Source organism: Flavobacterium sp. (assembly GCF_030146175.1).
GTDB lineage: Bacteria > Bacteroidota > Bacteroidia > Flavobacteriales > Flavobacteriaceae > Flavobacterium.
The window spans coordinates 32,777-44,614 of record NZ_JASLCE010000050.1; the positions used below are offsets into that span (position 1 = coordinate 32,777).

General features: G+C 41.2%; 17 protein-coding genes. 7 read left to right on the forward strand and 10 right to left on the reverse strand.

The genetic code is table 11. The annotated features are described in order from the left end of the window. Positions 1-63: 63 nt before the first annotated feature. Together Q1R07_RS06075 and Q1R07_RS06080 are read right to left on the reverse strand one after the other, a co-directional pair. Positions 64-831, reverse strand: a complete 768-nt coding sequence (locus Q1R07_RS06075) for a TIGR02757 family protein (protein ID WP_300487411.1) — start codon at positions 829-831, stop codon at positions 64-66. Positions 832-851: 20 nt separating this feature from the next. Further along, positions 852-1,523, reverse strand: a complete 672-nt coding sequence (locus Q1R07_RS06080; RefSeq protein WP_300487283.1) for an ABC transporter ATP-binding protein — start codon at positions 1,521-1,523, stop codon at positions 852-854. Between the two features lie 140 nt (positions 1,524-1,663). Between Q1R07_RS06080 and msrA the strand changes: the two genes are divergently transcribed. Together msrA and Q1R07_RS06090 are read left to right on the forward strand one after the other, a co-directional pair. Beyond that, positions 1,664-2,308 (forward strand): peptide-methionine (S)-S-oxide reductase MsrA, encoded by a 645-nt coding sequence (gene msrA, locus Q1R07_RS06085; RefSeq protein ID WP_300487286.1) that lies wholly within the window; start codon positions 1,664-1,666, stop codon positions 2,306-2,308. A gap of 45 nt (positions 2,309-2,353) precedes the next feature. Continuing rightward, positions 2,354-2,647 carry a hypothetical protein gene (locus Q1R07_RS06090; protein WP_300487289.1) on the forward strand — a complete coding sequence of 98 codons (294 nt, stop codon included), beginning with the start codon at positions 2,354-2,356 and terminating at the stop codon, positions 2,645-2,647. A 114-nt stretch (positions 2,648-2,761) separates the two neighbouring features. Here Q1R07_RS06090 and Q1R07_RS06095 read toward each other — a convergent pair whose 3' ends face one another. The 7 genes from Q1R07_RS06095 to Q1R07_RS06125 form a co-directional block, all read right to left on the reverse strand. Then, entirely contained in the window at positions 2,762-3,073 is a 312-nt protein-coding gene (locus Q1R07_RS06095) for a DUF6787 family protein (RefSeq protein ID WP_136402476.1), read from the reverse strand. 31 nt (positions 3,074-3,104) lie between these two features. Next, entirely contained in the window at positions 3,105-3,551 is a 447-nt protein-coding gene (locus Q1R07_RS06100; RefSeq protein WP_300487296.1) for a DUF6146 family protein, read from the reverse strand. 103 nt (positions 3,552-3,654) lie between these two features. Continuing rightward, positions 3,655-4,212, reverse strand: coding sequence for a DUF937 domain-containing protein (locus tag Q1R07_RS06105; RefSeq protein ID WP_300487299.1), 558 nt, complete (start codon positions 4,210-4,212; stop codon positions 3,655-3,657). Positions 4,213-4,266: 54 nt separating this feature from the next. Further along, a complete protein-coding gene (locus Q1R07_RS06110) occupies positions 4,267-5,226 on the reverse strand; it encodes a D-2-hydroxyacid dehydrogenase (protein WP_300487302.1) in 960 nt (319 codons plus the stop codon). Positions 5,227-5,248: 22 nt separating this feature from the next. Further along, positions 5,249-6,319 (reverse strand): 3-phosphoserine/phosphohydroxythreonine transaminase, encoded by a 1,071-nt coding sequence (gene serC, locus Q1R07_RS06115; protein WP_300487305.1) that lies wholly within the window; start codon positions 6,317-6,319, stop codon positions 5,249-5,251. Positions 6,320-6,327: 8 nt separating this feature from the next. Then, the gene (locus Q1R07_RS06120) at positions 6,328-6,729 is read right to left on the reverse strand and encodes a phosphoheptose isomerase (protein ID WP_300487308.1); all 402 of its coding nucleotides are present in this window, start codon (positions 6,727-6,729) and stop codon (positions 6,328-6,330) included. Positions 6,730-6,796: 67 nt separating this feature from the next. Continuing rightward, complete coding sequence (locus Q1R07_RS06125; protein ID WP_300487311.1) at positions 6,797-7,855, reverse strand: acyl-CoA reductase; 1,059 nt, start codon at positions 7,853-7,855, stop codon at positions 6,797-6,799. Between the two features lie 60 nt (positions 7,856-7,915). Between Q1R07_RS06125 and Q1R07_RS06130 the strand changes: the two genes are divergently transcribed. Beyond that, entirely contained in the window at positions 7,916-8,266 is a 351-nt protein-coding gene (locus Q1R07_RS06130; protein WP_300487314.1) for a 4Fe-4S dicluster domain-containing protein, read from the forward strand. A gap of 50 nt (positions 8,267-8,316) precedes the next feature. On the opposite strand, the gene Q1R07_RS06135 is transcribed toward Q1R07_RS06130, so the two are convergent. Then, positions 8,317-8,859 (reverse strand): hypothetical protein, encoded by a 543-nt coding sequence (locus Q1R07_RS06135; RefSeq protein ID WP_300487317.1) that lies wholly within the window; start codon positions 8,857-8,859, stop codon positions 8,317-8,319. A 180-nt stretch (positions 8,860-9,039) separates the two neighbouring features. Between Q1R07_RS06135 and ychF the strand changes: the two genes are divergently transcribed. The 4 genes from ychF (at position 9,040) to Q1R07_RS06155 (ending at position 11,819) form a co-directional block, all read left to right on the forward strand. Beyond that, positions 9,040-10,134 carry a redox-regulated ATPase YchF gene (gene ychF, locus Q1R07_RS06140; protein ID WP_136402485.1) on the forward strand — a complete coding sequence of 365 codons (1,095 nt, stop codon included), beginning with the start codon at positions 9,040-9,042 and terminating at the stop codon, positions 10,132-10,134. A gap of 108 nt (positions 10,135-10,242) precedes the next feature. Beyond that, on the forward strand, positions 10,243-10,770 hold the full coding sequence (locus Q1R07_RS06145) for an NAD(P)H-dependent oxidoreductase (RefSeq protein ID WP_300487321.1): 528 nt from the start codon (positions 10,243-10,245) through the stop codon (positions 10,768-10,770). Positions 10,771-10,821: 51 nt separating this feature from the next. Continuing rightward, positions 10,822-11,514, forward strand: coding sequence for a TIGR02117 family protein (locus Q1R07_RS06150; protein WP_300487324.1), 693 nt, complete (start codon positions 10,822-10,824; stop codon positions 11,512-11,514). Continuing rightward, a complete protein-coding gene (locus tag Q1R07_RS06155) occupies positions 11,514-11,819 on the forward strand; it encodes a hypothetical protein (protein ID WP_300487327.1) in 306 nt (101 codons plus the stop codon). The genes Q1R07_RS06150 and Q1R07_RS06155 overlap by 1 nt, the downstream gene beginning before the upstream one ends. Positions 11,820-11,838 lie beyond the last annotated feature (19 nt).

Here is an 11,838-nt window from a genome sequence, read left to right on the forward strand (position 1 = left end):
AAATTTGAATCTACTACACCTGACAGGTTTTTAAAACGGAGGTATGAAGAGGTATTTAAAATCCTACTTAAACCCTTCAAAAACACCTAATCCAAACAGCGCAAAGTCGTATTTTACAGGATCATTCGGATCCATAAGGCGTAGCTTTTTATCTAATTCGGCCAGTGCTTTTCCGTCGTTTTGTTTACGGGTTAAAAGTCCGAGTTTGCGGGCGACATTTCCGGAATGTACATCCAGTGGACAGGATAAGGCGGCTGGTGAAATCGATTTCCAGATTCCCAAATCCACGCCTTTGTTATCCTTTCGGGCCATCCAACGCAGAAACATATTGATCCGCTTGGCAGCCGAACCATTTGCCGGATCGGAAACATGTTTTTGCGTTCGATTTTGGTGTTCAATTTCAAAAAAGACACGTTTAAATTCCGTAATACCGGCTTGCATCGAATCCGGTTGCTGATGTTGTGCGAACACGGCTTCGAGTCCGTTATGATTGTGGTAGATGTTTTGCAGGCTTTTGATAAAAAATACCATATCGGTACCATTAAACGTCCGGTGTACAAAACTTTCCATCCGTTCCAACTGATCGTCGGTATGCGACATTACAAAATCGTAAGGCGAATTGCCCATAAGCTCCATCATCCGCTGTGCGTTTTTGATAATCATCTTACGGTTTCCCCATGCAATCGTCGCACTTAGAAAACCGGCAATTTCAATATCTTCTTTTTGCGAATACAAATGTGGGATCTGTATTGGATCGGATTCGATAAAATCGGGATGGTTGTATAATTCAACCTTTTCGTTTAAAAACGATTGCAATTCGTCGAGTGCCAGTTCCGGATGTGTGGTTTTCATTATATGGATTGTCTACTAATTTGTCCGTCGACCATAACCAACTTACGATCGGCCATATTGGCCAATTCTTCGTTATGGGTTACGATGACAAATGTTTGTCCGAATTCGTCCCGTAATTTAAAAAACAACTGGTGCAGGTTTTCAGCCGAATGCGTATCCAGATTCCCGGACGGTTCATCGGCAAAAATCACAGCAGGTTTGTTGATCAGTGAACGGGCTACGGCTACACGTTGTTGTTCACCACCGGAAAGTTCACCCGGTTTGTGATGCATACGATGATATAAACCCAGATAATTCAATAATTTGATGGCTTCGTCTTCGACTTCCTTTTTCTCCTTACCGGCGATAAAAGCGGGAATACAAACATTTTCAAGTGCCGTAAACTCCGGTAAAAGCTGGTGGAACTGGAAAATAAAACCCAGTTGCTGGTTTCGGAATTTGGACAACGCTTTATCATTCATTTTTAGGATGTCCTCATTGTTGATGAGCAATGAAGTGCCATTTTCCACTGTTGGTTTATCCAGCGTACCCAGAATTTGCAATAGCGTCGTTTTTCCGGCTCCGGAGGCACCCACAATCGAAACGATTTCGCCCTTTTGGATATGCAGATCAACTCCTTTCAACACATGAAGTTTGTCGTAAAATTTATGAATATTCTTAGCCTGTATCATTTTAGTGAATTTCTACAAAGAAACGAAGATTTTGAGTAAAATGAAATCCGTAGCCGATATAATTCCGTATAGATATAAAGTTTCGTTAACAACAAAATATCTCCTTTCGGATTTGATTAATTTTGATAAAAACTAAAGCTATGAAAAGTATTTTTGTATTACTCATTTCACTTGGCGCGCTATCGTGTCAGTCCAGTGATAAAAAAATAAGTGCTGAAAAAAACAAAGCGATAAATACAATGAACGAACAAAAAGGATTGCAAGTGGCCACTGTGGCCGGAGGTTGCTTTTGGTGTACGGAAGCCCTGTTTTTGGAATTAAAAGGTGTTAAAAAAGTAGTATCCGGTTATACGGGCGGAACGGTTAAAAATCCAACGTATAAAGAGGTGTGTACCGGAACGACCGGTCATGCGGAAGCAATTGAGATCACGTTTGATCCGGGGCAGATTTCCTATGAGGATATTTTAGAAGTCTTTTTTGCGACACACGACCCGACGACTTTAAACCGTCAGGGTGCCGATGTGGGAACACAATATCGCAGCGAAATCTTTTATCATGATGAAGCGCAGAAAAAAGCAGCTGAAAATTTTATCAAACTTCTAAATGATCAAAATATTTATGGTAAAAATGTGGTGACAAAAGTAAGCCAGGCGGTAACTTTTTATCCGGCCGAAGATTACCATCAGGATTATTACAATCAGAATAAATCACAACCGTATTGTATGGCGGTGATCAATCCAAAACTAGACAAGCTGCGTAAAAACTATAAGTCGATGCTCAAATAATTTTGGCACTGATTTTGCGTTATATAGTCTTAAAAAAGTAGTAAAATGACTGAAATTCAGGTAAAAGCAGCCGCGGCAGACAAACAGCGGAAATTGATGTTGAGCATACTCTTCGACCTGATCGGGTGTATGACCTACTTGCTTCCGTTTTTAGGGGAGTTTCTGGACATTGCCTGGGCTCCGATAGCCGGTTTTATTCTGGCGCGGATGTATAAAGGTACGATCGGTACGGTAGGTGGTATTTTTGCCTTTGTGGAAGAGTTAATGCCGGGACTGGATTTTATTCCAACGTTTACCCTGACTTGGATTTATACGTATGTCATCAGAAAGCAGGAATAGCGAAAAAGAACATAGAGAAAAGAGGCTGTGATAAGCCTCTTTTTTTATTGTCTATCTATTACACCTGACAGGTTTTAAAAACCTGTCAGGTGTAGCGATTATCAGATGATATGCTTATTCTTTCTTTTTAAAAAGAAATCCCAATCCCATATGGCGAAGCATTTTTTTTACGAAATTCCAGAAAAAAGTAAATTGTCCGAAAATGGTTCCGATAATCACCAAAAGTACTTTATACACCGGAAGGATGATCACAATTCGCAAGGGCCAATAGAGCCACGGCGTAAGGTTGTCTTTGGTGATGCCAAGCCATTCCACTAGCGGTTTCGACAGGTAAGAAGCTGTTGATCCGGTTATGGCAAATACGGTAAAAATGATGACTAACTGGAAGTTGGAAGAAACGCCCCAACGTCGTTTTAATTTTTCCATTGCTTTTGAAATAGGCTCAAAAATACAATTTTTATGGTCGCGGCGCAAAGCCTCCGAGGCGAATATTGTTTTTTAATTGGAAATAGACTAAATAATTATAGAGTAAATAGTTCACTTCATAACCATAATCGGTGCCACTGTTATAATCGATGGTCATGGTAAATAAATTTTCTTGTCCCGGCTTTAAACCAGTAACGTGGGTATTCCATCCGGTTACCCACTGAATATTCCGGCTTTCGAGATAATTCTGATCGTAAAAACCTCTTGGTTTAGCTCTGGCGATTAACCAGGAATTGAAACCAGGATCGATAATGATAATCTCGTATTGTAGTTCGTCATTAGCGATACGAATGGTGTCATTTGTTGTAGCTGTCGGATCAATTTCAGCCCGATCGGCTGCAGTAACGGGTCTGGGCGTATTACAGCTCCAGAGAACAATCAGGAAAAACAAAATTCCGGGGTAAAGCAGCTTTTTCATAGGATTGTTTTCCTATAAAAATACTAAAAATGCGTAGGATAACCACTGTTTTTAACAAAAAAAGCCGGGCGATTACCCGGCTTTCTATAAAATGATATGGTTTTTATCTTCCGAAAAGTTTTCCAAAAATCCCGCCAATTCCGCCTTTTTTAGATACGGCTGCCATGGCATCGCTCATGTCTACTTTTCCGTCGTTGTTCTGATCCAGACCAAATTGACCGCCATATTTGGAAATCGCATCCATAAGTCCGGAGCTACCGTTTCCACCGGAAATAGCACTCACAATGTCGGAAATATCAAAGCCTTTTTGGTTCGGGTCTTTTGCTTTGTTGATCAACGATCCTAGTACATTTGGAATCAAACTGCCGGCCACACCCGATGCGGTTTCCGTGCTTAATCCGAATTTTTGTCCCAGATCACCGGTGAGTTGCTTGGATAATTGTTGTACGACCGGATTGGAACCCGATACGGCATTATTACCCTGAAACAGCCCGGCCAATTGCTCCATATTTCCTTCAGAAGCTATTTTTTGAAGCCCGGTAAAGATGGAACTTCCGGCTTGTTGCATAACGTCCTGGTTTAATTCGTTCGGGATGGCCTCGTTTTTAACAATGGCATCACCGCTGTATTGCTGCACTAATTGCGTTAATTGTTCGAGCATAGCGTTTGATTTAGAGTTGCTTATCAAATGTACGCAAAAAAACAATTGCTCGTATTAAGCATCATTTTTTAATAAACTGATAATCTGTTCGGCCAGTTCGATTCCGATGCGCTCCTGTGCTTCCAGTGTGGCTGCTCCAATATGCGGCGTTAGTGAAATCTTCGGATTCATCAATACCTGAATAGCCGGTGTGGGTTCTTCTTCAAAAACATCAAGTCCTGCAAAGAGTACTTTTTCGTCTTCCAAAGCATCAATCAGTGCCACTTCGTCGATCACACCGCCACGGGCGCAATTGATAATGCCGACATCCTGTTTCATCAGATCAAATTCGGCTTTCCCGATAATGTAACCGTCCTGAGCCGGAACGTGTAAACTGATAAAATCCGAATGACGTAAAACATCTTCCATCGGTTCCGTTTCGATATCGACATTGATAAACTGACCATTGTAGAAATCGACTTTAATGGTCGCTTCTTCCACATAGGTATCGGTTGCGATTACTTTCATTCCCAATCCCAAGGCCATTCGGGCCACTTCACGTCCAATACGTCCGAAACCGATAATTCCGATCGTTTTACCGCGTAATTCGATTCCGTTGGCATAGGCTTTTTTCAGGCTGTTAAACTGCGTATCGCCATCCAAAGGCATATTCCGATTGGCATCGTGTAAAAACCGTGCTCCGGAAAACAGGTGGGCAAAAACAAGTTCGGCCACCGATTCGGAAGAGGCGGCTGGTGTATTGATCACATGTAATCCTTTTTCACGGGCATAGGCCACGTCGATATTATCCATCCCAACACCGCCACGACCAATCACTTTTAAGGTCGGACAACTGTCGATGATGTCTTTTCGTATTTTAGTGGCACTGCGCACTAATACTACGTCGATTTGATGTTTGTTGATATAATTGGCAACCTGTTCCTGGGCTACTTTGGTAGTGATTACTTCAAAACCGCCTGCTTCCAAAGCTTTGATACCGCTTTGAGACAGACCGTCGTTCGCTAATACTTTCATATGTTGGGTGTCATTAAATTCGTTAGGCAATTCGTTCTAATTCTTTCATGGCGTCGACTAAAACCTGTACGCTTTCCAATGGTAAAGCATTGTACATCGATGCGCGGTAACCACCCACGGAACGGTGCCCGTTGAGTCCGGATACGCCGGCATTTTTCCATAAATTGTCGAAAAGGGCTGTATGGGCTTCGTTTTCGAGTAAAAAAGTCGCATTCATTTTCGAACGATCCTCTGTCGCAGCCGTTCCTTTAAACAACGGATTACGATCGATTTCGTTATATAACAATGCGGCTTTGGCTTCGTTTACTTTTTCGATAGCCGGAATTCCGCCCAGATTTTGCAACCATTTTAGCGTTAGCAAAGAGGTGTAAACCGCAAAAACAGGCGGTGTGTTGTACATACTCTCTTTGTCGATATGTTGCTGGTAGTTTAGGATATTGGGAATGGTTCGCCCGGTTTTATTTAGCAAACCTTCTTTGATCACGACTAAGGTTGTTCCGGCAGGCCCCATGTTTTTTTGCGCTCCGGCATAAATCAGATCAAATTTTGAAAAATCCAGCGTACGGGAAAAGATATCGGAACTCATATCGCAAACCAGTGGGACATTCGTTTCCGGAAACTGACTCATTTGCGTACCGTATATCGTATTGTTGCTCGTACAGTGAAAATAATCGGCATCGCCCGGAATTTCGAATGTTTTCGGAATATGCGTATAATTCTCCGGTTTGGAGGAAGCGATTACCAGCGTATCGCCAAAAGCCTTAGCTTCTTTAATGGCGCCGCTCGCCCAGGTTCCGGTGTCGAGATAGGCCGCTTTGCCGTTTACTCTCATCAGATTATACGGAATGCGTAGGAATTCCATACTGGCGCCACCTTGTAAAAATACGGCGTGATAGCCTTTTCCGCTAAGTCCTAAAAGATCGAGTGCCAACGCACGGGCTTCTTCCATTACGGCGACAAATTCTTTGCTGCGATGTGAAATTTCTAATATGGATAAACCGGTACCGTTAAAATCTAAAACGGCTTCGGAGGCTTTTTGAAATACTTCTTGTGGTAAAATGCAGGGACCTGCACTGAAATTGTGTTTTTTCATTTGTAGTATTAATCTTTGAAAACCTGAATTACAACCTCTTTTTCCACAAGATCGGTAAACTTACCGTTGTAGCGGGTTGCTTTAACTAAATGATTGTCGATCCAGTGGTAGTTGCCGCCACGCGGTTTACCCATCAGGATACTGTGATACCGGAAGCCGTGTTGCTGGAGCCATTGTTCGGTAACCTCACGGTGTGCTTCGGTTCGCGAGGTAAAAAAGCAAATTATATGACCTTCGTCATACCATTTGTTGATGGTTTCCAGCGCATCGGGAAAAGGAAGGCAAGTGGCCATTCGTTCCGGTTCCTCGTTTGGAATATCGTCGGTAATCGTACCGTCGATATCAATGAGGTAGTTTTTAATCCCGTCTTTTAAAACAGGACTAACATTGTCTTTGTGTTCTAGTTGCATTGAAGTGTGTTTAGGAGCGTAAATTTCCTAAAAAAAATGCTCTTAATCACAAAAACATTGCTAAAAGTTAGATCTTTATCAGAAAATCGATAGTGTCTACGTTATCGGCATAGTCCCAAAGCTTTGGTTTCTGGGTCTGACCGAAAGAAATACTGTCGGAAATGATACCGTTTGAAACGATACATTGCAACTGGTCTTTATCCGCTTCCAGTCGGGATTTCAGGTTTTCGGCCGAATCGTAATATTCATAAAAAACAGATGAAATAGGCGAGGCGTAGCTGCTATCTTCCTTCAGTGTCAGAAACTCGTTGTCGAGCAGTTCAAACCGACTCATCAGGAATACCGCTTTGTTATAATCGTAGTTATTGGCGTATTTTTCGTAGTGGATGATGTCGCCGTATTCGAACATGGCTTCAAAAAACAATTTAAAATCATATTCTTTTGGCAGAAATAGTTTTGAGACGTTACGACATCCCAAACCAAAATAACGGAAAATATCTTCACCAAGGTTGATCAGGTCTTCTTTGGTTTCGTTTCCGTTTAGTACGGCTACGGAATTTCTGTTTTTACGGATGATATTCGGTTTGTCTTTAAAATAATATTCGAAATAGCGTGCGGTATTATTGCTTCCGGTAGCGATTACAGCGTCGAAATGCTCCAGTTTGCCTTCGGTAAAGGTGATATAGGCTTCCAGTTTCGGATTAACGGCAATCAGGTATTGCGCCAGAAACGGTAATAATTTCTGATCGTTGGATGACATTTTTACCAATACTTTATGACCGGATAGTACTACCGATAAAAAATCGTGAAAGCCAACCAACGGAATATTTCCGGCCAGAATTAATCCTACGGTTTTGGGTTGGTTATCCGGAAAGTTATATCGGGACAACCACTGATCCATATTGGTTTCGGTTAGTGCTTCGGCCCAGGATTGTACCGCAAAATAAACCTGTTCAGGTGTAAACCATCCGTTATGGGATTGCGACAGATTGATCAAGTCGATAAAAGCGTCATAAAAACGATCGTTGTGTTTTACCGCCGGGTTGGGCGTGTTGCCGTTTGCGGTGAATTGGCTTAAAAAGGTGCCTAATTCAATAAAACTTGCTTTTTTATCGCTTTGTGTCATGTCTGATTTGTTTATGAATGGTTTTGATTGTAATTTTGTGCAAAAATAATAAAATTAGCTATGGCAATCATTATAACAGACGAATGTATCAATTGCGGGGCTTGCGAACCGGAATGCCCCAATACTGCAATCTATGAAGGAGCCGACGATTGGCGCTATAAAGACGGTACAAAACTAACCGGAAAGATTGTACTTCCGGACGGAACGGAAATGGATGCGGAAGCAGCTCAGACACCGATTTCAGATGATATTTATTATATCGTTCCCGGGAAATGTACCGAATGTAAAGGGTTTCACGAAGAACCACAATGTGCGGCCGTTTGCCCGGTTGACTGTTGTGTTCCGGACGATAATCATGTGGAAAGCGAAGAGTTGCTTTTACAGCGACAGTCGTTTTTACATAACGAATAAAAATACAAAACCCTCTGAATATTCAGAGGGTTTTGCTTTTTTTGAGAGTATTAATTCCGAATGATTTCGGCTTTTTCAATAATCATAGTGTCTGTTTTCGGATCGTAGGTTTCCATGATCAGGTTTCCGTTCCCATCAAAATATCCGGATGAAATTTTATTTTTAGCTTTCATGATATAGTGGTTGGTCAAAGAGGTTTCGCGTAAAATACCCAATTGTTTTTTAGTATCGGGATTCATGATAACATAGCCTACTTTATCCAGCATAACCTGATAACGCTGACCGTTATAGTTATAATATGCCGAACGGTCTACATCTACATAACGGGTTACCCCGTCTACAGTAACCTGAACTTTAGACATCACCTGAGTTGGTCCCAGTTTCATTTCTTTGTTTAACGATTTGGAATTGGCATCTTTTAATTCAACGTCCTGAACTTTATCCAGCTCTTCCGTTTTTACAATTTTGCGCTCTCCGTCGGAATCTTTAACAGTACGAACCGTTGTTTTTACTTCCGATTGTACATTGGTATTCTGAGCGTATAGGCACGCAGAGAATGCTAGTAATATCAAACTTAAAATCGATTTTTTCATATTATTTTTTATTTTAAGGTTACTATTTAACAAATATAAGCTATTGCGACATAAAAATTAAACAAATTGTATTAAAATTTTTATAAAAATCTAAAAATTAGATGATCAAATGTTCAAAAGGAAATAGGTTGACTTTTAGGTAATAATCAATATATTTGCAGACTTTTTAAAACGCACATTATGAAAGCCGGAATTGTAGGATTACCAAATGTAGGAAAATCAACCTTGTTCAATTGTTTGTCAAATGCCAAAGCGCAAAGTGCTAACTTTCCGTTTTGTACAATCGAACCTAATATCGGAGTGGTAAACGTACCGGATCCGCGATTGGAAAAACTGGAAGAACTGGTACAACCGGAGCGCGTACAGCCGGCCACTGTAGATATCGTAGACATCGCTGGTCTGGTAAAAGGAGCGAGTAAAGGAGAAGGATTGGGGAACCAGTTCTTAGGAAATATCCGCGAGTGTAATGCGATTATTCACGTATTGCGTTGTTTTGATAATGATAACATTGTTCACGTAGACGGAAGTGTAAACCCGATCCGCGATAAAGAGACGATCGATATCGAATTACAGTTAAAAGATCTTGAAACCGTTGAAAAAAGACTTGAAAAAGTAAAAAAAGCGGCTAAAACAGGAAATAAAGAAGCACAGGTGGAAGAAGGATTGCTAAACCGCATCCGCGAAGCTTTATTGGCGGCGAAATCAGCGCGTACCGTAGTACCGCAAACAAACGACGAAGAGGTTTTGATGGAAGGTTTTCAATTGATCACGGCCAAACCGGTATTGTATGTTTGTAATGTTGACGAAGGTGCTGCAGCAACCGGAAATGCCTATGTGGATCAGGTTCGCGAATTGGTAAAAGACGAAAACGCTGAGGTAATCGTTTTGGCGGTTGGAACCGAAGCCGATATTACCGAGTTGGAGACGTATGAAGAGCGTAAAATGTTTTTGGAAGATTTAGGATTAAAAGAACCGGGATCGTCTGTACTAATCCGTGCGGCTTATAAATTATTAAACCAACAGACGTATTTTACGGCGGGTGTAAAAGAAGTACGTGCGTGGACGATCAATATCGGAGATACGGCGCCAAAAGCAGCTGGTGTGATCCATACGGATTTCGAAAAAGGGTTTATCCGTGCCGAAGTAATCGCGTATGACGATTATGTAAATTTCGGATCGGAAGCCAAAGTAAAAGAAGCCGGAAAATTACGCGTTGAAGGAAAAGAATATATTGTAAAAGACGGTGATGTAATGCACTTCCGTTTTAACGTATAAGTTTTTATTCCGATATAATATATAAGGTGCTGTTTTTATAGCACCTTTTTTTGTGGACTTCTGGCATTATTGTTACTTTTAACTTCTATATCAAAAAAACGACAACCTATGAAAATAATTGCTTTCGGCGGGAGTAACAGCCATAGCTCCATTAATAAGAAATTAGCAACCTATGTCGCGCATTTATTCGAAAACGCCGATATCGAGGTTCTGGATTTAAACGATTATGCTTTACCGGTTTTCAGTGTCGACCTGGAAAAGGAAATCGGACATCCGAAGCAGGCTGTCGATTTTTTGGAAAAAATAGGAAGTGCTCAGATTCTGGTCGTTTCGTTGGCCGAAAACAACGGGAATTATTCGGTTGCGTTTAAAAATATTTTCGACTGGTGTTCACGCAAACACAAAGATGTTTTTCAGGATAAACCATTATTATTGATGGCGACATCGCCCGGCGGACGAGGTGGTGCCAGTGTTTTGGAAATTGCAAAAAACAACCTGCCGCGATACGGTGCCAACATCATAGCCACTTTTTCATTACCGAGTTTTTATGAGAATTTTGATGTAGATAAAGATCAGATATCCAATCCGTTATATGACAATCAGGTAAAGGATGTTGTAAAGGAATTCGCATTCTGATAAAAGCGGCCTGTAATTTGAAGTGGTTTTTAAAACGTAATAGCGAACCGTATGAAAATCGTTCAAAAAAGCCTTCGGATTGTATTCCGATTCCTGCTTGGAATCCTCGCTTTTGTAATCGTGTATGTTGTGGCGGTACTGCTGTTATCGCGGATTTCCGTCAATTCGGATAGAACACATGATCAAGCCGAAATTCCGATTTATATTATGACGAATGGTGTCCATACGGATATCGTTGTTCCGGTTAAAAACGTCATTGTCGACTGGACGCGGGAGATTCGTTTCGAGCATACCCAAACGCAAGACAGTATTGCGAATTATATTGCCTTTGGATGGGGCGATAAAGGATTTTATCTCGATACGCCCGAATGGTCGGATTTAAAAGCAAGCACGGCTTTTAAGGCTGTTTCCGGACTCGGGTCGTCGGCGATGCACACCACTTTTTACAGAAAAGTCAAGGAAGGAAACGACTGTCGGAAACTGCTGCTTTCGAAAGCGGAATACCAACAGTTAACCGCCTATATAGTCGGAAGTTTTAAGCGAAATTCCAACGGAAAATTACAATGGATAACAGGACATAGTTATGGTAAAAACGATGCTTTTTACGAAGCACAAGGCGCTTATAATCTGTTTTATACCTGTAATACCTGGGCGAATAACGCTTTAAAAGCCGGACAGCAAAAAGCCTGTTTATGGACGGTTTACGACAAAGGAATTTTTTACCATTACGAAAAAGAAAAATAATGAAACTAAAGAAAAATACACTCTACCTGCTTTTGCTCTTTTTTGCCAGCTTTCTGGCCTATTTTATCGGAAAGGACTTTCAGTTCGATCCGCAGTTAAAAGTGATTTATACCGTGATGAAATACCTGGCGGCGGCCTTGTTGTTTGTGTCGGTTTTTGCCTCGGTGTCAACCACACGGGAAATGATTTCGACAACAGAATTAAAACCAAAAGCATTATGGATTATTCTGGCATTACTACCGATTTTATTTTGTATCGCCATTTTTATACTGTCACTAACGGTATATAAACTTCAGCTATTTTGATGATCAGATAATCAAAAAG

Coding starts and splice junctions, on each gene's coding strand:
- Q1R07_RS06080 (WP_300487283.1), bottom strand. CDS start 1,523: ATGATACAGGCTAAGAATATTCATAAATTTTACGACAAACTTCATGTG.
- msrA (WP_300487286.1), top strand. CDS start 1,664: ATGAAAAGTATTTTTGTATTACTCATTTCACTTGGCGCGCTATCGTGT.
- Q1R07_RS06090 (WP_300487289.1), top strand. CDS start 2,354: ATGACTGAAATTCAGGTAAAAGCAGCCGCGGCAGACAAACAGCGGAAA.
- Q1R07_RS06095 (WP_136402476.1), bottom strand. CDS start 3,073: ATGGAAAAATTAAAACGACGTTGGGGCGTTTCTTCCAACTTCCAGTTA.
- Q1R07_RS06100 (WP_300487296.1), bottom strand. CDS start 3,551: ATGAAAAAGCTGCTTTACCCCGGAATTTTGTTTTTCCTGATTGTTCTC.
- Q1R07_RS06105 (WP_300487299.1), bottom strand. CDS start 4,212: ATGCTCGAACAATTAACGCAATTAGTGCAGCAATACAGCGGTGATGCC.
- Q1R07_RS06110 (WP_300487302.1), bottom strand. CDS start 5,226: ATGAAAGTATTAGCGAACGACGGTCTGTCTCAAAGCGGTATCAAAGCT.
- serC (WP_300487305.1), bottom strand. CDS start 6,319: ATGAAAAAACACAATTTCAGTGCAGGTCCCTGCATTTTACCACAAGAA.
- Q1R07_RS06120 (WP_300487308.1), bottom strand. CDS start 6,729: ATGCAACTAGAACACAAAGACAATGTTAGTCCTGTTTTAAAAGACGGG.
- Q1R07_RS06125 (WP_300487311.1), bottom strand. CDS start 7,855: ATGACACAAAGCGATAAAAAAGCAAGTTTTATTGAATTAGGCACCTTT.
- Q1R07_RS06130 (WP_300487314.1), top strand. CDS start 7,916: ATGGCAATCATTATAACAGACGAATGTATCAATTGCGGGGCTTGCGAA.
- Q1R07_RS06135 (WP_300487317.1), bottom strand. CDS start 8,859: ATGAAAAAATCGATTTTAAGTTTGATATTACTAGCATTCTCTGCGTGC.
- ychF (WP_136402485.1), top strand. CDS start 9,040: ATGAAAGCCGGAATTGTAGGATTACCAAATGTAGGAAAATCAACCTTG.
- Q1R07_RS06145 (WP_300487321.1), top strand. CDS start 10,243: ATGAAAATAATTGCTTTCGGCGGGAGTAACAGCCATAGCTCCATTAAT.
- Q1R07_RS06150 (WP_300487324.1), top strand. CDS start 10,822: ATGAAAATCGTTCAAAAAAGCCTTCGGATTGTATTCCGATTCCTGCTT.
- Q1R07_RS06155 (WP_300487327.1), top strand. CDS start 11,514: ATGAAACTAAAGAAAAATACACTCTACCTGCTTTTGCTCTTTTTTGCC.